Raw genomic sequence first — 22,265 nt, forward strand, 5'->3', positions numbered from 1 at the left:
CACCGGCTTCAGCCCGCTCGCGGTTGGATCTCAGCCTACGGTGGGCCGTCGGCGACCCCCTCACCTGGGCCGGTCGTAGGCTGGGGTGATGACTGAGGCGGCCGACCACACCCCCGGTGCAGCGATCCGGGAATCCGCGGACCGCTGTCCCGGCGTGTTCAGCACACACGATGCGCAGGACGGTGCCCTCGCCCGGATCCGCCTTCCCGGTGGCAGGATTCGCGCTGATCAGCTCGCCGCGCTGGCCCAGGCCTCGGCCGCCCACGCCGACGGGTTCCTCGAACTGACCGCCCGCGGGAATCTCCAGTTGCGGGGGATCACCGACGTCGGCGCCGTGGCGGATGCCGTGGTCGGCGCCGGACTCGCGCCCAGCTCGTCTCACGACAAGGTGCGGAACATCGAGGTGAGCCCCCTGACCGGACGTATCGGCGGGGTCGTCGACGCCGGTCCGATCGCCGCCGCCCTCGACGACGCGTTGCGAGCCGATCCCGCGGCCACCTCGATCTCGGGACGCTTCCTGTTCGGCATCGACGACGGTCGCGGTGACATCCTGCGCCGCGGCGCCGACGCGTGTGCGGTGACGCGCTCGGCGGAACCCGTGGTCGCCGACATCGTCGTCGGCGGGATCGCGGTCGGGTCCGTCCACGGCGTCGACGGGATCGTCGAAGCGCTGATCGCGGTGGCAGCAGGACTGAACGACGTTGCTCCCGCCGCCTGGCGCATCCGTGACCTGGACGCCGAGGATCGGAGTCGTCTGCAGCGGCTCGTCGCAGATCGCCTGGCACCCGTCGTCGGGTCCGGTGACGACGATGTTCCGGACCCCGTCGAGCCGATCGTCGGCTGGTTCGACCAGGACGACGGGTCGGTGCTGCTCGGGTCGGTGGTGGAACTCGGACGGCTTCCCGCACGTCTCGCCGAGTTCATCGCCGCGGTCGAATCGCCGGTCGTGTTCACTCCGGACCGGGAGATCCTCATCTGCGACCTGGGCGAAGGAGTCGCCGAGACCGTGGTGCGGGTCCTCGCGCCGATGGGACTGATCTTCGACGCGAACTCACCGTGGGCAAGACTCAGCTGCTGCGTCGGAGCACCGGGCTGCGGATCGGCCCACGCCCCGGTGCGTCACGACCTGCTCGCCCACGTCGAGGCGGGCCTGCCCGTCGGCGATCGCGAGCACTGGGTGGGTTGCGAGCGACGGTGCGGCTCCCCTGCCGACGCGCACCTGTCGGTGCAGGCCACGCCCGACGGCGATTACGCCCGGCGTCGCCGCTAGGCTCGTCCGCACCATGACCGAGTACTTGCGCGACGGCGCCGAGATCTATCGCCAGTCCTTTGCGACGATCCGATCAGAGTCCGATCTGTCCGCTTTCACCCCCGACGTGGCGACCGTGGTCGTCCGGATGATCCACGCCTGTGGCCAGACCGACCTCACCCGTGACGTCGTCGCGACACCCGGCGTCGTCCGGGCGGCACGCGGTGCGCTCGAGGCCGGGGCACCGATCCTCTGCGACGCATCGATGGTGGCATCCGGCATCACCCGCAAACGCCTGCCCGCCGACAACGAGGTGCTCTGCCACCTCTCCGAACCCGGCCTCGCCGCGCTGGCGGAGGAGATGGGGACGACGAGAACCGCTGCGGCCCTGCAGTTCTGGTTGCCACGTCTCGAAGGTGCGGTCGTCGCGATCGGTAATGCCCCCACCGCCCTGTTCGCACTGCTCGACATGATCGACAAGGGCGCACCCCGCCCGGCGGCGATCGTCGGCGCACCAGTCGGTTTCATCGGCGCCGCCGAGTCCTGCGAGGCCCTGGCCGCCCGCACCGACCTCGAGTTCATCACGGTCACCGGCCGCCGCGGCGGGTCGGCGATCACCGCCGCCGCCGTCAACGCGCTTGCCACCCCCCAGGAGTGAATGTGTCTGCAGTCGACAACGAAACAACCCGGCAGGAAACAGGTGGGGGCAAGCTCTGGGGAATCGGCCTGGGCCCCGGCGACAGCGAACTGATGACGGTCAAGGCCGCGCGGGTGATCAGCACCGCCGACGTGGTCGCGTATCACTGTGCGCGCCATGGCAACAGCATCGCGCGCTCGGTCGCCGAACCGTATCTGCGGGACGGGCAGACCGAAGAGCGGCTCATGTACCCGGTCACCACCGAGACCACCGACCATCCCGGGGGCTATCAGGGTGCGCTCGACGACTTCTACGCCGAGAGTGCGGAGCGGCTGGCCGTCCACCTGCGCGCCGGCCGGGACGTGGTCCTTCTCGCCGAGGGCGACCCGCTCTTCTACAGCTCCTACATGCACATGCACAAACGACTCTCGCCGCACTTCGACGCGGAGATCGTGCCCGGCGTGACCTCGGTGAGCGCGGCGTCGGCCGCCACCGGTGTGCCCCTCGTCGAGGGCGACGAGACGCTCACGGTGGTGCCGGGCACGGCCGCGACCGAGGAGTTGCTGTTCCGGTTCCGTTCGGCCGACGCCGTCGTGGTGATGAAGCTGGGCCGCACCTTCGAACGGGTGCGAGAAGCATTGCGGGAAGCCGGCCGACTCGACGAGGCCTTCTATGTCGAACGGGCCTCGACCACCGTCGAACGGGTGCTGCCCGCCGCCGAGGTGAATCCCGCTGAGGTGCCGTACTTCTCGATCCTCGTGGTTCCCGGTCGACGCAACAACCCACGCTTCGAGCCGAAGCCGGTACCGGGCGAGTTGGTGATCGTGGGCCTCGGACCGGGCCACGACAGTTGGACGACGCCCGAGGTGCGCGCCGAACTGGCCAGGGCCACCGATCTCGTCGGCTACACCACCTACCTCAAGCGGGTGACGCCGCGACCCGGTCAGCGCGTCCACGCGAGCGACAACCGGGTCGAGTCCGAGCGTGCCGAATTCGCACTCGATCTCGCCCGACGCGGTGCGCGCGTGGCGGTCGTGTCCTCCGGCGATCCCGGCGTGTTCGCGATGGCGGCCGCGGTGACCGAGGTGGCCGCCGAACCCCAGTGGCACGACGTACCGGTGCGCGTGGTCCCGGGTGTCACGGCTGCCACCGCGGTGGCGGCGGCGGTCGGTGCTCCCCTGGGACATGACTTCGCGGTCATCTCGCTGTCGGACCGGCTCAAGCCCTGGTCGGTGATCGAACGCCGTATCAAGGCCGCCCTGGCCGCCGACCTGGTCATCGCGATCTACAACCCGGGCTCGGCAAGCCGTTCGTGGCAGGTCGGAGCTCTCAAACACACACTGTTGCAGACGGTCTCACCCGATCGAGTCCTGGTACTCGGCCGCGATGTGGGCGGTCCGGAGCAGACACTCACCACGACCACCGTCGGCGAGTTCGATCCCGAGGTCGTCGACATGCGGACGTTGCTCATCATCGGTTCGTCGGCGACCCGGATGGTCCAGCGGGCTGCGGGGTCGCTGGTGTTCACGCCTCGCCGGCACACCCCGGCCGAGGACGCGGAGCAGGTGACCGGGCAGGCGTCAGCCGAGCAGCCGCTCGAGCCAAGCCTCGGCGCCGGCGACGTCTGACACGGCCGGAACGTCGGGCTCGACCGGCCGGTCGACGACGATCACGTCGACGCCCAGCGTGGCGGCGGCATCGAGTTTGGCCTTCGTCAGCGATCCCCCGCTGTTCTTGGTGACGAGTAGATCGATCCGGTGCTCGCGCAGCAGCGCCAGTTCCGAGTCGTAGTCGTAGGGTCCGCGGGAACGCAGGATCTCATGGTGCGCGGGGAGGTCTGCGGTCGGCGGATCGACCACCCGGATCAGGAACCAGGCATCGTCGATTCCGGCGAACACACCGACATCCTGACGGCCGGTGGTCAGCAGAACCCGCTTGCCGCGGCGTCGTACCTCGTCCGCCGCCGCGGCGAGATCCGGTACGCACGTCCAGCGGTCGGATTCCGTCGGGGTCCACGGTTCACGGCGCAGGCGGAGCAGCGGCACCCCGGCTTCCGACGCGGCCCGGGCGGCGTTCCGGGTGATGGTGGCCGCGAAGGGATGCGTCGCATCGACGACAGCGTGAATCCTGTTGCTGCGCAGCCACTCCCGCAGACCTTCGGCCCCACCGAATCCGCCGATCCGGACCGGTCCCACCGGCAGTCGCGGATTGTCCACACGTCCGGCGAGTGAGCTGATGACGGACACCCCGGTCTCGGTCAGCGCAGCTGCCAGTGCGCGGGCCTCGCCGGTGCCGCCGAGGATGAGGATCTGCGGGTCGGGCCCGGCCTCGTCGGTCATGGGTGCGGTGTCTCGCGGAGTTTGGTCATGCGGGCGTGGGAATACAGGTAGCTGTCGGTGACCTCGGGATGCGCAGTCGCGTCGAGGACCCGGCCGACGAAGATGATCGCGGTCTTGCGGATGTCGGCGGCCTCGAGGGTCTCCGCCAGGCGATTCAGCGGACAGCGCACCACCTGCTGGTTCGGCCGGCTCGCGAAAGCCACCGTCGCGGTGGGACATTCCGGCCCGTAGTACGGGATCAGCGCGTCGACGATCTGTTCGGCCCGGTGGGCGGCGAGATGCAGGGCGAGCGTCACGCCGGTGGCGGCGAGACTCGCGAGATCCTCGCCGGCGGGCATGTCGGTCGACAGCGTCGACACCCGGGTGATGAGGAGGCTCTGCCCCACTCCCGGGACGGTGAGTTCGGAGTCGAGCGCAGCCGCGGCGGCCGCGAAAGCGGGTACTCCGGGCACGATCTCGTACGGGATGCCTCGGCCGCGGAGTTCTCGCTGTTGCTCGGCGAGCGCCGAGTAGATCGAGAGATCACCCGAGTGCAGGCGGGCGACGTCGTGCCCGCGCTCGTGGGCGGCGACGATGTGATCGACGATGTCGGACAGCGGCATCCGCGCCGTGTCGACGAGGACGGCGTCGTCGGGACACAACTCGAGCAGCTCGTCGGGTACAAGTGACCCGGCGTAGAGACAGGTGCGGCACTCCCCCAGCATCCGCGCGCCGCGCAGCGTGATGAGGTCGGGGGCGCCGGGTCCGGCGCCGATGAAGTAGACAGTCATGTCGTCGGTTCCGCCTTCGATGCTGATGCGTCTCTCGTTGCGGCCCACTGGATGATCGGCAGCGCCGGCCGCCAGGTCGTCATGGTCCCGAGTGGTGCGACGGTCTCCACGGACAGACGTCGCAGGGTTCCGCCGTGGGCGGCGTGCCATCGGACCAGGATCTCCTGGTTCTCCACGGTGACCGCGTTCACGACGATCCGTCCCGGCTGCCGAAGCGCGTTCCACGCGGCGGTGAGGACCTGTTCGTCGAGGCCGCCGCCGATGAACACCGCGTCGGGAGCCGGCGCCTCGGCGAGCGCTTCGGGAGCGGCACCCCGTAGCGATAGGCGATGCCCGACGCCGTGTCGGCGGGCGTTGGCGGTCAGCCGTTCGGCCCGGTCCGCGTTCTGCTCGAAGGCGACGACGCGGCCCCGGTCGTCGGCGCGGAGCCATTCGATGGAGACGCTCCCGGACCCGGCGCCGATGTCCCAGAGAAGCTGCGGCCCTGCGGGTTCGAGAGCCGCGACGGTCACCGACCGGATCGTGGACTTGGTGATCTGGCCGTCGTGCGCGTAGATGTCGTCGTCGCGTCCGGGCATCCGACTGCGCCGCGGTCCGACACAGTCGACGGCCACGATGTTGAGCGGGTCGACGGGAGGATGCGCCCAGGCTTCGGCGGCCGAGGACCGGATCCGCTCGCCCGGTCCGCCGAGCTGTTCGAGCACGGTCATCGATGATCGACCGAAACCGTTCTGCGAGAGCAGTTCTGCCACTGCTGCCGGGGTCGTCTCGTCCCGGCTGAGGACGAGGAGACGTCCACCGTCGGTGGCCTCGGTGAGAACCACCTCGGGAGCCGCGGTCACGGCGCTCACGATCCGGGTCCGGGCGAGGTCCCATCCGAGGCGTGCGCATGCCAGGCTCGCGCTCGACACCGCCGGGAACACCCGCACCCTCTCGGCCCCGACCCGTGCGACGATGCTGGCCCCGACGCCGTGGAACATCGGGTCACCGCTCGCCAGGATATGGATTCGGCCGGAGGCGGTTTCGAGGACGTCGGTGAGATGGTCCGACATCGGCGATCGCCAGGACTCCCGGATGCCGGCGAGCTCGCTCGCGGCGTCGTCGAGGAGCGCGAGTTGCCTTGGCGCGCCGTAGATCACCCGAGCATCGCGCAACTCATCGCGCGCGGCGTCGCCGAGTCCGCGCCAGCCGTCGGCGCCGATCCCGACGACCACGAACATCGGTGCCGAACTCATCTGGGCAGTCTCCGCCAGACGGCGCGTGGGAGCAGCCGCATGCCGAAGAACATCGGGCGCAGCACCCCCGGGATCCAGACCTCGCCGCGGCCCTTGCGATACGCGCGGGCGACGGCGTCGGCCACCTGGTCTGCGGTCTTCGAGAACGGTGCGGGCTTCACCCCGGACTCCATCAGGTCTTTCGTCATCGCGCCGATCACGAAACCGGGCCGGGCGAGCAGCAGTCGTACTCCGGTGCCGTGCAACGAATCCGCCATGCCGCTCGCGAAGCCGTCGAGTCCGGCCTTGGTGGAGCCGTAGACGAAGTTGGCCCGACGCACCCGGATGCCGGCCACCGACGAGAAGACGATCATCGTGCCCGACCCCTGTTCGCGCAGGGCGGCGGCGAGCGGGATCAGCACACTGATGTGTGCGTAGTAGTCGGTGTGGGCGATCTGCAGGGCATGCGCGACATCGGCTTCCGCGCGCGCCTGATCACCGAGAATCCCGAACGCGATGATCGCGATCCCGATCGGACCGAACTCGTCGACCAGAGAGGCGATGAGGCCGGGGTGGCTGTCGGTGTCGTCGGCGTCGAAGGCGACGGCATGCACCGCGGTCGCGCCCGCGTCGAGCAGTGCGGCGGTCGGTGCGGCGAGGTCGTCGGGGCGGCGCGCCGCGAGCACGACCGTCCGGCCTTCGGCCAGGCGCTGCGCCGTGGCCACACCGATCTCGCTCCGTCCGCCGAACAGGACGAGCGAACCCGGAGGAGTGTCAGACGCCATGCACAGCAGTATCGCACCAGCCCCGACACCGCCCCGGCACCCCACCGACGCTAGCGTGGCAACCATGTCTCGCACCGCTGCCGACGTCGGCCCCGCCGCCGTCGAGTTCCTCACCGAACGCCATCTCGGCACCCTCACGACGCTGCGCGCCGACGGGACACCGCATTCGGTTGCGGTGGGCTTCACCTGGGAACCCGAAGCCGGGCTGGCACGGGTGATCACCTTCGACGGCAGCCAGAAGGTGCGCAACGTCGAGCGCGGCGGGTATGCGGCGGTGACCAACGTCGACGGCCCGCGCTGGCTGACCCTGGAGGGTCCGGCCACGGTGAGCCGCGAACCGGAACACGTCCGCGAGGCCGAGCAACGCTACGCGCAGCGATACCGGCAGCCCAAGCCCAACCCCCGACGCGTCGTCATCGAGATCAGCGTGAACCGGGTGCTCGGGTCGGCGTCGTTGCTGGGCTGACCTCGATACGCGGCGTCCTCGCTCCGCTCGGTCGTCGCTACTCGGCCGGCAGAAAGAACGCGGCGTCGCCAACCGGTCGGCGGATGCGCGCCGGACATCGCTGGTTGAGCCGGTAGCGAGCGAAGCGAGCCACCGCGTCGAAACCTCGCCTCCATCCTCATCGCACCAGTCCGCAGCGCCTGCAGGCAGGCGGATTTCGACGCGACGCCTCGCTACGCTCGGTGTCGGCTCAACCCGCATGAAGCGACGCCTCGCTACGCTCGGTGTCGGCTCAACCCGCATGGGGTTGCCTGGTCTCTGAGCCGGCGACTACAGCTGCATCAGCTCGTGCGGGCGGTTGTTGAAGGATTCGCAGCCGTCGTCGGTGACGACGACGATGTCCTCGATGCGGGCGCCCCAGCGGCCGGAGAAGTACACCCCGGGTTCGACGCTGAACGCCATCCCGGGACGCAGCGTGATGTCGTTGCCGTCGACGATGTACGGCTCCTCGTGGACCGAGAGGCCGATGCCGTGTCCGGTGCGGTGGATGAACTGGTCGGCGAGACCACGCTCACGCAACAGGTCGCGAGCGGCCGCGTCGATCGACGCCGCGGCGACCCCGGGTCGCACGGCGGCGACCGCGGCGCGCTGGGCCTCGTGCAGCGCGGCGTACGCGTCGGCGATGTCGGCGGCCGGCGGCTCGAAGCAGTAGGTGCGGGTGGAGTCGGAGTTGTAGCCGGGCTCCACCGGCCCGCCGATGTCGATGACCACGATGTCGGAGCGTTCGATGACGCGGTCGGAGAACTCGTGATGGGGATCGGCACCGTTGGGGCCGGAGCCGACGATGATGAACGCCGCCTCGGAGTGTCCCTCACCGAGGATCGCGGCCCTGATGTCGTCGGAGACCTCACGCTCGGTGCGTCCGGGCTTGAGCCACTCGCCCATCCGGGCGTGGACGCGGTCGATGGCCGCGCCGGCGCGACGCAGCGCCTCGATCTCCGCGTCGTCCTTGATCATCCGGAGTTCGCGCAGCACCGCGGTTGCGAGTTGCGGTGTGGCGCCGGTGTGTTGCGCCAGCGGGATCACGTGCAGGGCAGGCATCGAATCCGACACCGCGATGGCCGGATTCGGCGACAGACCAGCCAGGGCCAAGCCGTGCGCATCGTCGCCGTCGACCCAGTCGGCCACCTCGATGCCGAGATCGCCGACCGCGGAATCAGACAGCGACGGCACCTCGAGCCGAGCGATGACCAGCTTCGGGTCACCGGCGGCGGGGATGACGAGCGCGGTGAGACGTTCGAAGGTCTCGGCACGCGAGCCCACGAGGTAGCGCAGGTCGGGACCGGGAGCCACCACGAGTGCGTCGAGTCCGGCGTCGCGGGTGAGTTCCGCGGCGCGACGCATACGTTCGCGATACACGTCAGATCCGAACAGCGGGTCCGCCGAGCCGGCGGTGGTCGATGTGGCTGCCATGGTCGAAGACTACCGCCGGGTGCGCGGGTCGTGGTGACGCGGCGACACCGTCAATGCAAGAGTGTGGGGGTGACGGATTCGTTGATGCTGCTCGACGGTGCGAGCCTGTGGTTCCGGTCGTTCTACGCCCTCCCCGAGAAGATGACCAGCCCGGACGGGCGACCGGTCAACGCGGTACGGGGATTCATCGACACGATCGCCAATCTCGTGACGCGCGAACATCCGAGCCGCCTCGTCGTGTGCCTCGACCTCGACTGGCGTCCCGAATTCCGCACCGCCCTCATACCGACCTACAAGGCTCATCGGGTTGCGGTCGAGGACGGCGCACCCGACGCCACCGGAACGGGGACCGTCGACGTCGAAGAAGTACCCGACACCCTCACCCCGCAGGTCGACATGATCATGGATGTCCTTGCCGCCGCGGGGATCGCGACCTCCGGCGCGGTCGGCTGCGAGGCCGACGACGTCATCGGAACGCTGGCCTGGGCGGAGGCGCAGGACCCGGTGATCGTCGTCAGCGGCGACCGCGACCTGCTGCAGGTGGTCTCCGACGACCCGGTGCCGGTGCGGGTCCTCTACGTGGGGCGCGGTCTGGCGAAGGCCGAGATGATGGGCCCGGTCGAGGTCGGCGAGAAGTACGGTGTGCCCGCTGATCGCGCCGGCATCGGCTACGCAGAGATGTCGATGCTGCGCGGCGACCCGTCCGACGGGCTCCCCGGGGTGCCGGGCATCGGTGACAAGACCGCAGCGAAACTGATCAGCGAGTTCGGCAACCTGGATGCGCTCGAGGCGGCCGCGCGGGATTCGTCCTCGAGCGTTCCGACACGTGCGCGGAAGGCGCTGATCGCATCCGCCGACTACCTCGAGGCGGCACGCACCGTGGTCTCGGTGCGCACCGACGCCGAGACCATCGACAGCGGGCCCGACCTGCTGCCGTCGGCGCCCGCCGACCCCGAGGCGCTCGCCGCGCTCGTCGAAGAGCTGGGCATCGGCGCGTCCGTGGGCCGACTGGCGAAGGCGCTCGGCTGGTGAGCTGCACCGATGGTGGCCTCGATACGGTCCTCGGCTGGCGCCTCGGACCTACTCGACCAGCAGAAAGTCAGCTGGGACGCGAGACCTCGTAGCGTCCGTCGTTGTCGATGAAGGTGACGGTGACCTGCTGGTCCTGTCCGCCGACGGTCACCGAGCAGGTGAACGACGAGCCCTCCTTGACGCGCTGACCGGACGGGCACTTCACGTTGCTGACATCGCTGGCCTGGTAGTCCTCGGTCAGGATCTTCTGCACGCCGTCCTGGGCCGCCTGCTGGTCGAGGTTCTTCGGAGCCCAGCCCGGGGCGACGAATGCGGTGATGAGGACGATCGCGGCGATCACGATCAGCGCACCACCGCCCGCGAACAGCAGCGTCCGGAGCGTCTTGTTCGACTTCGGCGCGGCCATGCCGCTGAACTGGTCGGGCCCGCCGAACTGGTTCTGTCCGTAGGCGCCGGGGGGCTGCTGCGGCTGACCGTAGGGCAGCTGACCGTACTGGCCCGGGGCGCCGTACTGGCCGCCACCGTACTGCCCGGCGTCGGGCTGGCCGTAGGGCTGCTGGCCGTACTGCCCCGGGGCGCCGTAACCGGGCTGGCCGCCCGGCTGGCCGTACTGGCCCGGCTGGGCCCCCGGATACCCGACCTGCGTCGGCTGGTTCTGGGGCGGCTGCGCCGGCGTCTGTCCTGCGGGCCCATAGCCGGGCGCCTGCTGGTAGGGGTTCTGCTGGTACGGATTCGCCTGATAGGGATCCTGTGGGGGCTGACCGTAGCCCGGGTTCGGTGCCATCGTGGTCGGATCCGCCTGCGAACCGCCCTGCTGCGAGCCGCCCGTGTTCACGACCTCGGTCTTGTCACCCGGCTGGCCGGGGCCCGTGTTCGGCTGACCCTGCTGCGGTTGGGACGAATTCGGGTTGTACGGGTCGGTCATGAGTCCCCTCCCACTCGGCCACCCACCTCGACGAGGTGTCGGCGAACTGTGACGTCACGCAGCAGCGCCGGAGCATCCCACCCCGACACCGAATGCGGGATGAACGTTACCTCAGGCGTTGACGTCTATCAGTCAACCGTGCGCAGGGGCTCCGCGGTGCGTCGTCTGGTGAAACGACGGGCTCAGCCGAGTTCGGCGGCCACCACGCCACGCCGGATCGCCTTGACCGCGGACCGTGCGGTGCCGCCGAGTCGGGTGTCGGTGCCGACGCAGAGCCGGATCTGTTCGAGGAGATCGATGACCTGGCGATTCCATCGGACGAAGTCGCCCGGCGAGAGCAGCTGGCCGCGTTCGCCCGCGAGGAGCAGGGCTTCGCTCAGCGTGCGGCCGGACGCCCACGTCGCGACCGCGAGCGAGAAACCGGTGTCCGGTTCCCGCGTGGGGCTGACCCGGTGGCGCGACTCGGCTTCGGTCACCCTCGACCAGATCTCGACGGTCGCGGCCATCGCCGTGCGCAGCGAGGTGCTGCCCGGCAGGGCATCGACCCCGCCGTAGCTGTCACGGCGGCTCTCGTAGACGAGTGCCGCGACGACCGCGGCCAGGTCGGCGGGTGACAGGTCGTCCCACACGCCGGCGCGGATGCACTCGGTGACCACGAGATCGCTCTCGCTGTAGATGCGGGCCAGCACCTTGCCCGATTCGGTCACCCGCATGGTGTGGCCGGTCGACTCGGAGGCCTCGCGGACGCGTTCGAGGTACCCCAGCTCGCTGAGGACACCGACGATGTGATCGAAGGTGACACCGAGTGTCGAGGTCCGCTCGCCGATGCTGCGTTCGGCGTTGACGATGTCGCGGAGCAGACGGTTGCGCTTCTCGGCGAGACGGAACAGCTCGTCGCCGTTCGGGATCTGGTGTGCGGGATGGGCGCGGAGGGTCCGGCGCATCTGCGCCAGCTCGGTGTCGTCGGCGGCGTCGGCACGCTTCTTCGATCGTCCGCGGGGCATCTCGATCCCGGTGGAGCGCAACGCCGACGCGAGGTCGCGGCGTCCGCGTCCGGTCCGACGGTCGACGTTCTTCGGCAGCCGCATGTTGCCGAGGACCTCCGGCGGGTTGACGAAGTCGCGCAACCCGATCCGGCCGCACCAGGCGTCTTCGGTGACCACGAGCGGCTTGGGGTCCGCTGCTTGCGTGGCCGGCTCGACGATCACCGCGAGACCGCGGTGGCGCCCTACCGGTACGCCGATGACATGGCCGCGTTTGAGTGCGGCGAGATCGCCGACTATCGCATCCTCGGTGTGAATCCGCTTGCGGTACTTCAAATCTCGCTCGCGACGCCGGATGTCCTCCCGGAGGGTGACATAGCCGAGGAAACCGGCGTAGGGCTCGGCGTCGGCGGTGTCACCGGTGGCATCCACGCCACCCGGTTCCAGACCACGTGCTTCCGCCGCCCGCGCCAGTTCGCCGTCGAGTTTGCGCAGTGCCCGCTGGGATTCGTGGAGCTTCCGGGCCTGGCCGACCACCGAGCGGTCGGCCTGGAACTGGGCGAACGACCGGTGCAGTAGTTCGCGAGCCCCGTCGAGTCCGAGACGGCCGAGCAGGTTGACCGCCATGTTGTACTCCGGCGAGAAGGAGCTGCGCAGCGGGAACGTGCGGGCACCCGCCAGTCCGGCGACCTCCTCGGGCACGACCTCGGGTGTCCACACCACGACGGCATGGCCCTCGACGTCGATGCCGCGGCGTCCGGCTCGCCCGGTCAGCTGGGTGAACTCGCCGGGGGTGAGGTCGACGTGCGATTCCCCGTTGTATTTGACGAGCCGCTCGAGAACGACCGACCGGGCCGGCATGTTGATCCCGAGTGCCAGTGTCTCCGTGGCGAACACCATGCGCACGAGTCCGCGGACGAACAGCTCCTCGACGGCGTGCCGGAACGTCGGGAGCATGCCCGCGTGATGCGACGCGAGGCCGCGTCGAAGACCTTCGCGCCATTCCTGCACTCCCAGCACGTCGGCGTCGCTGGGTGAGAGTTCGGTGAGGCGCCGGTCGACGACGGCGTCGACCTCGGCGACCTCCTCGGGTGTCAGCAGCGCGATACCCGACCGCAGACACTGTGCGAGGGCCGCGTCGCATCCCGCCCGGGAGAAGATGAACCCGATTGCCGGCAGCAGCCCCTCACGGTCGAGACGCGCGACGAGATTGGGGCGTGAGAGCAGCGGACCGCGACCGTCGCGCCGGCGCGGCGCTCCCCCGCCGCCGCGGCCTCCGCGACCCCGCGACGAACCACGTTCGTCCTCGGCCAGCAGGATGCGGTGGCGGATGTGCCTTTTGAGTTCGGGATTCACCCGGGGACGCGATCCCTTGCGGTCCTCCGGATCGCGGTCCGCGGGGTCGAAGAGGTCGAACATCCGCTGGCCGACGAGCATGTGCTGGGACAACGGGACCGGCCGGTGCTCGTCGACGATCACCGAGGTGTCACCGCGAACCGTCTGAATCCAATCGCCGAACTCCTCGGCGTTGCTGACGGTCGCGGACAGGCTCACCACCCGCACGGACGGTTCGAGGTGCAGGATCACCTCTTCCCAGACCGCTCCGCGGAAACGGTCGGCCAGGAAGTGCACCTCGTCCATGACCACGTGGGACAGGCCGTCGAGCGCACACGATTCCGCGTAGATCATGTTCCGCACGACCTCGGTCGTCATCACGACGATCGGCGCGTCGGGGTTGATCGAGCTGTCGCCGGTGAGCAGACCCACCGACTCGTGGCCGTGCACGGCGGCGAGGTCGGCGTACTTCTGGTTGCTCAGCGCCTTGATCGGCGTCGTGTAGAAGCACTTCGTGCCACCCGCAAGCGCCAGATGGACCGCGAATTCGCCGACGATGGTCTTTCCGGCGCCGGTCGGTGCGCACACCAGGACACCGTGTCCGGCCTCCAGTGCCTCACAGGCACGGCGCTGAAAGGGGTCGAGCCCGAAGTCCAGCCGCGACGTGAACGCGTCGAGCTGGCTCACAGGACGTCGTCGAATGTCTCGTGTGCCCGCGTCGAGGTCCGGGTGGCGTTCGATGTGCCGGCGGCCGAGGTCGCCACCGGCGAGGGCGCCGAGACCGGGCGGGTCGGCGGCAGCGGGCTCGCCTCGTCGTCGGAGAGTCCGGCCCAGCTCGGTGCCCGCTTGCCGCGACGCTTGTCGGCGATGCGCGCGAACTGGATGGAGAACTCCAGCAGCACCGTCAGTGCGCAGGCCAGGGCCAGCATGGTGAACGGATCCTGGCCCGGGGTGACGATGGCGGCGAAGACGAAGACCGCGAAGATCAGGCCGCGCCGCCACTTCTTGAGCCGATCGTAGGTCAGGACCCCGACGAGATTGAGCGCGATGATCAGCAGGGGCAACTCGAAGCTGACACCGAAGATGACCAGCACGTTGATCATGAAGCCGAAGTACTGGTCGCCGGCGAGCGCGGTGACCTGGACCTCGTTGCCGACGGTCAACAGGAAGTCGAAGGCCTTGGCGACGACCAGGTAGGCCAGAACCGCGCCGGACACGAAGAGCGTCGTCGCGATCGTGACGAAGGCGATGCCGTAGCGGCGTTCGTTCTGGTGCAGGCCGGGGGTGATGAACTGCCAGATCTGGTAGATCCACACCGGGCACGCCAGCACGACACCGGCCGTGAGCCCGACCTTGAGCCGCAGCATGAACTGGTCGAACGGACCGGTCGCGAGCAGACGGCAGGAGTCGTCGGCGGTCAGCGTGGCCCGGGCCGACGGAGGCAGATCACAGTACGGGCCGCGCAACATGTCGCCGAGGGACGGGATGCCGAGGAAGCCATGGCTGTACCAGATGAACCCGAGGATCGTGGTGGCCACGATCGCCAGCAGCGAGATGACCATGCGGGTACGCAACTCATAGAGATGCTCGACCAACGACATGGTGCCGTCGGGGTTGAGTTTGCGTTTGCGGTGTCGGGGGTCGAAGGGGATGCGCACTCGGATGCTCCGACGCGCCCCTAAGCCGACTTCTTGGTGTCGGCGTTCGACGACGTGTTCGGCGTGGCGTTGTCGGCCGGCGGAAGTTCACGCTGCGGCGCGTCGGTGGAGGCCGCCGTCTCGTCTGCCTTGTCGTCCTTCTGCATCTCCTTGACCTCGCTCTTGAAGATGCGCAGCGACTGTCCGAGACCCCGGGCGGCATCCGGCAGCTTCTTCGAGCCGAACAGGATCAGCAGCACGATGGCGACAATCGCCCAGTGCCACCACGATGTGAAGCCCATGAGATCACCCTTCAGATCGGATCCAGACCGTGTCCAATGCTACCCGAGTTGTCCGGGAGCGGTGGGTTCGCGTCAGCGGTAGCGTTCGCGAGCCCTCGCCGCCGATTCGACGACCGCCGCCGCGACCTTCCGATCGTCGACGACGCGGACCGCTCCGCCGAAACCGAGCAGGAACCGGGTGAGCCACTCGGGCGAGCCGTAGACCATGCGGGCCCGGACCGGCTCCTGCGGGTCGCGGTCGGCGACAGACGTGAGCGGTTCGACCGGGTAGTAGTCGAGAATCCACAGGTGATCGGGGTCGATCTCGAGTCCGACCGCGGGCAGATCCGGGTTCTCGGGGACTAGTACGGACTGCGACGACGACTCGGCCTCGGCCGGCGGCGTGCTCGGTTCGTCGAGCTCGTCGGCGGTGTCGATGCGGTCGAAGCGGAACAGCCGCACCCCCTCGGCCATGCGGCACCAGGCCTCGAGGTAGGTGTGCTGGTCCATCACCTGCAGCCGGATCGGGTCGACGACGCGGTCGGAGACGCTGTCCCGGCTCGCCGAGTAGTAGTCCAGGCGCAGCGCACGGCCTCGGCGCACGGCTTCGCGGACGGTCGTGAAGGTCGGGTTCTCCCCCGCCGACGCCCCGGCCTCCGTGCCCGCGCCGGACAGACCCGGCACTGCGGTCGCGCCGACCGCCTCCTCGATCTTGGCGATCGCACGCCGGGCGGCGGTGACATCGACGACACCGGGAGTCTCCACGAGGGCGCGCAGTGCCACGAGCAGGGTGCTGGCCTCGACGGTGGTGAGACGCAACGGACGGTCCATACCCGCGGTGAACCCGACGTTCACGAAGCCCTCGCTGAACTCGAGCTCGATCAGGTCGTCGGGGAAATAACCCGGGAGACCGCACACGAACAGCAGCTCGAGATCCTTGGTGAGCTGCGCCTGCGTGACCCCGAGTTCACGCGCCGCCTGCTCGATCGAGATGCCGCGTCGGGCCTGGAAATACGGGACCATCGCGAGCAACCGGTTGAGGCGCGAGGGTTGTGCACCGGCCATCAGACGCTCACCCCCACCAGTCGGTCCAGGCCGGCGATGACGAGGTCACGCAGTTCCGGCGGATCGAGGACGACCGCATCGCGGCCCACGCCCAGCACCATCCGCGCCACCGCCGACAGCGAGTGGATGTCGAGGGTCAGCACGTCGCCCGGCTCGCCGTCGAGGTCACCCGGTTCGGTGGTCGTCGCGGCCCGGCGGAGTCCGGCGGCGCGGTCGGCGGCCACCCAGATGCGGGCGCTACGACCGTCGGTGCCTGCCGCGGAGTCGACCGCCGCGGACACGATCTGCTGAAGGTCGGTGCCGGCGGGCACGACGACGGCATCGGTGGGTCCGACCGGCGCCACCGATGAGATCCTCGACAGCCGGAAAGTACGGGTGGCGGCGCGATCGAGATCGTGTCCGACGACGTACCAGCGCCCCCGATGCGACACGACACCCCACGGCTCCACCCGACGCGACGCCGGGGTCGCCGTCGCCGACGACCGGTGCGTGAACTCGACGGCCCGTTTGGCCTGGATCGCGGCCAGCAAGCCGGCGATGACCTGCTCGGAACCCATCGATCGCGTCGAGCCGCCCGCGGTGATGCCGAGGTCGTCCTCGGAGCGCACGTCGAGGCCCGCCGCGCGGAGTTTGAGGATCGCGGTCTGCGACAGCGTGGACACCTCGGGGGTGTCCCAGAGCGCGGCGGCCATCGCGATCGCGGCGGCCTCGTCGGAATCAAGGGAGACGTCGGGCAGCTCATAGGTGTCGCGGTCGATGCGATAGCCCTCAGCACCGGCGGCCATCGGCGAACGTCCGGTGACCAGCGGGATGCCGAGGTCGCGCAGTTCGTTCTTGTCGCGCTCGAACATCCGGTTGAACGCCTCGTCGGACTTGTCGCCGTCCTGATAACCGGCGACGTTGCGTCGAATGTAGTCCGCGGTGACGTACTGGCGCGTCCACAGCAGACAGATCACCAGATTGAGCAGTCGCTCGACTTTGGGAGTGGCCACTGCGTCAGGTTAGATCGTGGCCGTTCGGCGCGTGCGGAGGCACGCTCACATGGATGCGATCAGCCGGTCGACCCGCTCGTCGACGCTGCGGAACGGGTCCTTGCACAACACGGTGCGCTGGGCCTGGTCGTTGAGCTTCAGGTGCACCCAGTCGACGGTGAAGTCGCGGCCGGCCTTCTGCGCCGCCGAGATGAAGTCACCGCGCAGTTTGGCGCGGGTGGTCTGCGGCGGCTCGTTGACGGCAGTCTTGATCGCCTCGTCGGTGGTCGCCCGGGCCACGAGCCCCTTGCGCATGAGGACGTCGAACACGCCGCGTCCGCGCTTGATGTCGTGGAAGGCGAGGTCGAGCTGGGCGATCTTCGGATCCGACAGCTCCATCGAGTACTTGTCCTGATACCGCTGGAAGAGCTTGCGCTTGATGACCCAGTCGATCTCGGTGTCGACCTTGGCGAAGTCGTCGGCCTCGACGGCGTCGAGCATGCGGCCCCACAGGTCGACGACCATGTCCATCTCGGGATCGGGTCGGCGGTTGGTGAGGTGTTCGACGGCACGCGCGTGGTACTCGCGCTGGATGTCGAGGGCGCTGGCCTGACGTCCGCCGGCGAGGCGAACGGGTCGCCGGCCGGTGGGATCGTGGCTCACCTCGCGGATCGCGCGGATCGGGTTGTCCAGGGCGAAATCGCGGAACGCCACGCCGGCCTCGATCATCTCGAGCACCAGTGCCGCCGAGCCGACCTTGAGCATCGTCGTCATCTCGGACATGTTCGAGTCGCCGACGATGACGTGCAGGCGCCGGTACTTCTCGGCGTCGGCGTGCGGCTCGTCGCGCGTGTTGATGATCGGGCGCGACCGGGTGGTCGCCGAGGAGACGCCCTCCCAGATGTGCTCGGCACGCTGCGACAGGCAGAAGGTCGCGGCCTTCGGGGTCTGCAGGACCTTGCCGGCGCCGCAGATCAGCTGCCGGGTCACCAGGAACGGCAGGAGCACGTCGGAGATCCGGGAGAACTCGCCCGCCCGCACCACGAGGTAGTTCTCATGGCAGCCATAGGAGTTGCCCGCGGAGTCGGTGTTGTTCTTGAACAGGTAGATGTCGCCGCCGATGCCCTCGTCGGCGAGACGCTGCTCGGCGTCGACGAGCAGGTCCTCGAGGACCAGTTCGCCGGCGCGGTCGTGGTTGATCAGCTGGATCAGGCTGTCGCACTCGGCGGTCGCGTACTCGGGATGCGATCCGACGTCGAGGTACAGGCGTGCGCCGTTCTGCAGGAAGACGTTCGACGAACGGCCCCACGACACGACGCGACGGAACAGGTACCGGGCGACCTCGTCGGGACTCAGCCGCCGATGGCCGTGGAAAGTACACGTGACACCGAACTCGGTCTCGATGCCCATGATTCGTCGCTGCACTTGACCAACCCTACTCGCGAGACCCGCGGTCGACCGGGCAGAAGAGCCAGGTCGACCGCGCGTCCCCGCGTCTCAATTCGATCCGTCGGAAGTGTCCCCGTCGGCGGTGGTGTCATCCGATGCGGCGTCCTGCGCCGTGTCGGCCGTGGGTGTGGCGGGCAGGAGCTCCTCGACCGTGGCCGGGGTCAGGCGCTTGAACGCCCGCCGCGGCCGGTTGCGGTCGAGGATCGCGACCTCCAGGTCGCCCGCGGTCAGCTCCCGCGGAGTCGACGGGGTGCCGTTGCCGGAGTCGGCCGGGGTCGCGAGCGCCTTGACCGCGACCCCGATCGCCTCGGCGAGCGCCATGTCGGGCGCATAGCTCTCCTTGAGAGCCGCCGCGATGGGTTCGGTCGCGCCGCCCATCACCAGGAACCGCGTCTCGTCGGCGATCGACCCGTCGTAGGAGATGCGGTACAGCTGAGACGGTTTCGACTTGCCCGGACGGGCCACCTCGGCCACACACAGCTCCACCTCGAACGGCTTGGCCTGCTCGGTGAAGACGCTGCCCAACGCGTTCGCGTAGGTGTTCGCAAGCGACAGCCCGGACACATCCGCGCGGTCGTAGCTGTAGCCGCGCATGTCGGCGAGCTGGATACCCGCCTTGCGAAGGCTCTCGAACTCGTTGTACTTGCCCACCGCGGCGAAACCGATGCGGTCGTAGATCTCGCTGGTCTTCCGCAGTGTGTTCGACGGGTTCTCCGCGACGAACAGCACACCGTCGGCGTAGGTCAGGATCACCACGGACCGACCCCGTGCGATGCCCTTGCGCGCGAGCTCCGAGCGATCGCGCATGATCTGCTCGGCACTGGCGTAATACGGGAAGGTCATCGGGCACCTCCCTCGTGCTCGGCGGCACGGCGTTCGACTACGGCCCGCGCCGCACTCTCGATCTCGGCCGCGTCCACCTCCCGCGCACCTTGGGCGTCGACGACCGCGGCCATCGGGAAGATCTTGCGCACCAGGTCCGGTCCGCCGGTCGCCGAGTCGTCGTCGGCGGCGTCGTAGAGCGACTCGACCGCGATGGCCAGTGCGTCGGCGGCGGTCAGGTCCGAGCGGTAGAGCTTCTTCAGCGACGACTTCGCGAACACCGATCCGGAACCGATGGCCGTGTATCCGCCGAACTCCTCGTGACGATCACCCGCGACGTCGAAGCTGAAGATCCGGCCGCGTTCGGTCGGGTCGTCGTGATCGATGTCGTACCCGACGAGCAGCGGGATCGCGGCGAGACCCTGCAGGGCCGCACCGAGGTTGCCGCGGACCATGCTCGCCAGCCGGCTGACCTTGCCGTCGAGCGTGAGCGGGACGCCCTCGATCTTCTCGTAGTGCTCGAGCTCGACGGTGAACAGCCGCACCATCTCGATCGCGATACCCGCGGTGCCGGCGATGCCGGCTGCCGAGTACTCGTCGGTGATGTAGACCTTCTTGACGTCTCGCGTCGCGATCAGGTTGCCCATCGTGGCCCGGCGGTCGCCGGCGAGCACGACGCCACCGGCGTACGACACGGCGACGATCGTCGTGCCGTGCGGGATGTCTCCGGCGCCGTCGGCGCCCCCGGCGAACGAACCCACGCGATCAACCTGAGCCTGCGGAAGCTGCTCGGGTGCGTGCATCCGGAGAAACTCGGTGAACGACGAGATGTCGGCGCTCAGAGAGGATCTGGGCGCAGCGGAACCGGTACGGAGTTGTGAGAGCGGGGGCAGTGATCCGAACCTGTCGCTCACTGGCCGCCCTTCTGCACGTAGGCACGCACGAAGTCCTCGGCGTTCTCCTCGAGCACGTCATCGATCTCGTCGAGCAGGTCGTCGGTGTCCTCGGCCAGCTTCTCGCGACGTTCCTGTCCGGCACCGGAATCGGGGCCAACGCCCTCATCGTCGCCGCCGCCACCACGCTTGGTCTGTTCCTGCGCCATCTGCTGCCTCCTTGAAACCGATCGCCCCTTGTCGGGCTACCCGCGACCGACCACCATCGGGTCTTTCGACCCCTGGGATCTCACCGGCTTCCGCCGGGCGGTGATCCCTGGTGAAGCGGCCTCGGAATCGTGTGGTCCCACACTACCTGTGGCGGCGACAACTGGGGCGGAACAAAGCACATGCCGCCGCGTGTCAGGTCGTCAGCTGATCGACCAATTCGGCGGCGGAGTTCACCGAATCGAGGAGCTTGCCCACGTGGGCCTGGGTGCCACGCAGCGGCTCCAGGGTCGGGATGCGGACGAGGGAGTCCCCGCCGAGGTCGAAGATGACCGAATCCCAGCTGGCCGCGGCGACATCGGCGCCGAAACGCCGCAGGCACTCCCCGCGGAAGTAGGCGCGGGTGTTGCGCGGCGGTTCGTGGATCGCGGCGAGGACGTCGTTCTCGTCGACGAGGCGCTTCATCGAGCCACGCGCGACGAGGCGGTTGTAGAGCCCCTTGTCGAGACGGACGTCGGAGTACTGCAGGTCGATGAGGTGCAGGCGCGGCGCGGACCACGACAGGCCCTCACGCTGGCGGAAACCCTCCAGGATCCGCAGCTTGGCCGGCCAGTCGAGGATGTCGGCGCACTCCATCGGATCGCGTTCGAGTCGGTCGAGTACGTCCGCCCAGGTCTCGAGGACGTGCTTGGCGCGCTCGTCGTCGGAGTGCTCCTGCTCGTGGAACTTCATGCAGCGTTCCAGGTACTCGCGCTGCAGGGCGAGCGCGGTGAGCTCACGGCCGTCGGTGAGCGCGACGGTCGCGGTCAGCGTCGGGTCGTGGCTGATGGTGTGCACGGCCTGGACCGGCCGGGCGAGTTCGATGTCGGAGAAATCGACCCCCGCCTCGATGAGGTCGAGGACCAGCGCGGTGGTCCCGACCTTGAGGTAGGTCGCGGTCTCGGCCAGGTTGGCGTCGCCGATGATGACGTGCAGCCGGCGGTAGCGCTCGGGGTCGGCGTGCGGCTCGTCCCGGGTGTTGATGATGCCGCGCTTGAGGGTGGTCTCGAGGCCGACCTCGACCTCGATGTAGTCGGCGCGCTGGGACAGCTGGTAGCCCGACTCGTCGCCGGACTGGCCGATGCCGACGCGACCCGACCCGGTGATCACCTGACGGGAGGCGAAGAACGTCGTGAGGCCGGCGATGACCGCGGTGAACGGGGTCTCGCGGGGCATCAGGTAGTTCTCGTGGGTGCCGTAGGAGGCGCCCTTGCCGTCGATGTTGTTCTTGTAGAGCTGCAGCTTGGGGGCGCCCGGCACACTGGCCACGTGGCGTGCGGCGGCCTCCATGACACGTTCGCCCGCCTTGTCCCAGATCACCGCGTCGAGCGGATCGGTGACCTCGGGCGCGGAGTACTCGGGGTGGGCGTGGTCGACGTAGAGCCGGGCCCCGTTGGTGAGGATCATGTTGGCGGCGCCGATCTCGTCGGCGTCGATGATCGGGGCCGGTCCGGAGCCGCGGCCGAGGTCGAATCCGCGGGCGTCCCGGAGTGGGGACTCGACCTCGTAGTCCCAGCGTGTGCGCTTGGCCCGCGGCACGCCGGCGGCCGCCGCGTAGGCGAGAACTGCCTGGGTGGAGGTCATGATCGGATTCGCGGTCGGGTCGCCGGGAGCGGAGATTCCGTACTCGACCTCGGTACCGATGATTCGCTGCATGCTTCGAGGGTAGAGGGTGCGGCCGAGTCGCTCGCAGCGTCCCGCTCGCAGGGTGGGC

The 22,265-nt window shown here is 69.1% G+C and carries 21 protein-coding genes; 5 read left to right on the forward strand and 16 right to left on the reverse strand.

Annotation, left to right across the window (positions count from 1 at the left end; all coding sequences use genetic code 11):
- The first annotated feature begins 88 nt into the window (after positions 1 to 88).
- The 3 genes from BLU62_RS07325 to BLU62_RS07335 are packed head-to-tail and all read left to right on the forward strand — an operon-like array spanning position 89 to position 3,514.
- Positions 89 to 1,270, forward strand: a complete 1,182-nt coding sequence (locus BLU62_RS07325) for a precorrin-3B synthase (protein ID WP_074848916.1) — start codon at positions 89 to 91, stop codon at positions 1,268 to 1,270.
- 13 nt (positions 1,271 to 1,283) lie between these two features.
- Positions 1,284 to 1,907 carry a precorrin-8X methylmutase gene (locus BLU62_RS07330; RefSeq protein WP_074848917.1) on the forward strand — a complete coding sequence of 208 codons (624 nt, stop codon included), beginning with the start codon at positions 1,284 to 1,286 and terminating at the stop codon, positions 1,905 to 1,907.
- A 2-nt stretch (positions 1,908 to 1,909) separates the two neighbouring features.
- Positions 1,910 to 3,514, forward strand: coding sequence for a precorrin-2 C(20)-methyltransferase (locus BLU62_RS07335; RefSeq protein WP_074848918.1), 1,605 nt, complete (start codon positions 1,910 to 1,912; stop codon positions 3,512 to 3,514).
- On the opposite strand, the gene BLU62_RS07340 is transcribed toward BLU62_RS07335, so the two are convergent.
- From BLU62_RS07340 to dprE2, 4 genes are read right to left on the reverse strand one after another with little or no spacing between them, the layout of a single operon-like run.
- Positions 3,467 to 4,225, reverse strand: coding sequence for a cobalt-precorrin-6A reductase (locus BLU62_RS07340; RefSeq protein WP_074848919.1), 759 nt, complete (start codon positions 4,223 to 4,225; stop codon positions 3,467 to 3,469). The genes BLU62_RS07335 and BLU62_RS07340 overlap by 48 nt on opposite strands.
- The gene (gene cobM / locus BLU62_RS07345; RefSeq protein WP_074852750.1) at positions 4,222 to 4,995 is read right to left on the reverse strand and encodes a precorrin-4 C(11)-methyltransferase; all 774 of its coding nucleotides are present in this window, start codon (positions 4,993 to 4,995) and stop codon (positions 4,222 to 4,224) included. The genes BLU62_RS07340 and cobM overlap by 4 nt, the downstream gene beginning before the upstream one ends.
- Positions 4,992 to 6,230 (reverse strand): precorrin-6y C5,15-methyltransferase (decarboxylating) subunit CbiE, encoded by a 1,239-nt coding sequence (gene cbiE, locus BLU62_RS07350; RefSeq protein ID WP_074848920.1) that lies wholly within the window; start codon positions 6,228 to 6,230, stop codon positions 4,992 to 4,994. Before cbiE ends, cobM begins: the two co-directional genes overlap by 4 nt.
- The gene (dprE2, locus tag BLU62_RS07355) at positions 6,227 to 6,994 is read right to left on the reverse strand and encodes a decaprenylphospho-beta-D-erythro-pentofuranosid-2-ulose 2-reductase (protein ID WP_074848921.1); all 768 of its coding nucleotides are present in this window, start codon (positions 6,992 to 6,994) and stop codon (positions 6,227 to 6,229) included. Before dprE2 ends, cbiE begins: the two co-directional genes overlap by 4 nt.
- Positions 6,995 to 7,058: 64 nt before the next feature.
- On the opposite strand from dprE2, the gene BLU62_RS07360 reads away from it, so the two are divergent.
- Complete coding sequence (locus BLU62_RS07360; RefSeq protein ID WP_074848922.1) at positions 7,059 to 7,460, forward strand: PPOX class F420-dependent oxidoreductase; 402 nt, start codon at positions 7,059 to 7,061, stop codon at positions 7,458 to 7,460.
- A 309-nt stretch (positions 7,461 to 7,769) separates the two neighbouring features.
- Here BLU62_RS07360 and BLU62_RS07365 read toward each other — a convergent pair whose 3' ends face one another.
- Positions 7,770 to 8,912, reverse strand: coding sequence for a M24 family metallopeptidase (locus BLU62_RS07365; protein WP_074848923.1), 1,143 nt, complete (start codon positions 8,910 to 8,912; stop codon positions 7,770 to 7,772).
- Positions 8,913 to 8,996: 84 nt separating this feature from the next.
- On the opposite strand from BLU62_RS07365, the gene BLU62_RS07370 reads away from it, so the two are divergent.
- Positions 8,997 to 9,944, forward strand: coding sequence for a 5'-3' exonuclease (locus tag BLU62_RS07370; RefSeq protein WP_074852751.1), 948 nt, complete (start codon positions 8,997 to 8,999; stop codon positions 9,942 to 9,944).
- 67 nt (positions 9,945 to 10,011) lie between these two features.
- Here BLU62_RS07370 and BLU62_RS07375 read toward each other — a convergent pair whose 3' ends face one another.
- The 11 genes from BLU62_RS07375 to dop form a co-directional block, all read right to left on the reverse strand.
- The gene (locus tag BLU62_RS07375; RefSeq protein ID WP_074848924.1) at positions 10,012 to 10,869 is read right to left on the reverse strand and encodes a DUF4333 domain-containing protein; all 858 of its coding nucleotides are present in this window, start codon (positions 10,867 to 10,869) and stop codon (positions 10,012 to 10,014) included.
- Between the two features lie 182 nt (positions 10,870 to 11,051).
- The gene (locus BLU62_RS07380) at positions 11,052 to 13,874 is read right to left on the reverse strand and encodes a DEAD/DEAH box helicase (protein WP_074848925.1); all 2,823 of its coding nucleotides are present in this window, start codon (positions 13,872 to 13,874) and stop codon (positions 11,052 to 11,054) included.
- On the reverse strand, positions 13,871 to 14,845 hold the full coding sequence (tatC, locus tag BLU62_RS07385; protein ID WP_074848926.1) for a twin-arginine translocase subunit TatC: 975 nt from the start codon (positions 14,843 to 14,845) through the stop codon (positions 13,871 to 13,873). The genes BLU62_RS07380 and tatC overlap by 4 nt, the downstream gene beginning before the upstream one ends.
- Before the next feature lie 20 nt (positions 14,846 to 14,865).
- Positions 14,866 to 15,126: a Sec-independent protein translocase subunit TatA gene (gene tatA, locus BLU62_RS07390; protein ID WP_074848927.1), complete on the reverse strand. Its 261-nt coding sequence runs from the start codon at positions 15,124 to 15,126 to the stop codon at positions 14,866 to 14,868.
- Positions 15,127 to 15,198: 72 nt separating this feature from the next.
- On the reverse strand, positions 15,199 to 16,170 hold the full coding sequence (locus tag BLU62_RS07395; protein WP_074848928.1) for a helix-turn-helix transcriptional regulator: 972 nt from the start codon (positions 16,168 to 16,170) through the stop codon (positions 15,199 to 15,201).
- Positions 16,170 to 17,162, reverse strand: coding sequence for a helix-turn-helix transcriptional regulator (locus BLU62_RS07400; RefSeq protein ID WP_074848929.1), 993 nt, complete (start codon positions 17,160 to 17,162; stop codon positions 16,170 to 16,172). Before BLU62_RS07400 ends, BLU62_RS07395 begins: the two co-directional genes overlap by 1 nt.
- A 45-nt stretch (positions 17,163 to 17,207) precedes the next feature.
- Positions 17,208 to 18,566, reverse strand: a complete 1,359-nt coding sequence (gene pafA, locus BLU62_RS07405; protein WP_099047836.1) for a Pup--protein ligase — start codon at positions 18,564 to 18,566, stop codon at positions 17,208 to 17,210.
- Between the two features lie 72 nt (positions 18,567 to 18,638).
- Positions 18,639 to 19,433, reverse strand: a complete 795-nt coding sequence (gene prcA, locus BLU62_RS07410; protein ID WP_074848931.1) for a proteasome subunit alpha — start codon at positions 19,431 to 19,433, stop codon at positions 18,639 to 18,641.
- Entirely contained in the window at positions 19,430 to 20,326 is an 897-nt protein-coding gene (gene prcB / locus BLU62_RS07415; RefSeq protein WP_074848932.1) for a proteasome subunit beta, read from the reverse strand. Before prcB ends, prcA begins: the two co-directional genes overlap by 4 nt.
- Positions 20,323 to 20,514 (reverse strand): ubiquitin-like protein Pup, encoded by a 192-nt coding sequence (locus tag BLU62_RS07420; protein WP_004019064.1) that lies wholly within the window; start codon positions 20,512 to 20,514, stop codon positions 20,323 to 20,325. The genes prcB and BLU62_RS07420 overlap by 4 nt, the downstream gene beginning before the upstream one ends.
- Before the next feature lie 193 nt (positions 20,515 to 20,707).
- Positions 20,708 to 22,207, reverse strand: coding sequence for a depupylase/deamidase Dop (dop, locus tag BLU62_RS07425; protein ID WP_074848933.1), 1,500 nt, complete (start codon positions 22,205 to 22,207; stop codon positions 20,708 to 20,710).
- Positions 22,208 to 22,265 lie beyond the last annotated feature (58 nt).

Origin of the sequence: Gordonia westfalica, from assembly GCF_900105725.1 — a bacterium.
Taxonomy (GTDB): domain Bacteria; phylum Actinomycetota; class Actinomycetes; order Mycobacteriales; family Mycobacteriaceae; genus Gordonia; species Gordonia westfalica.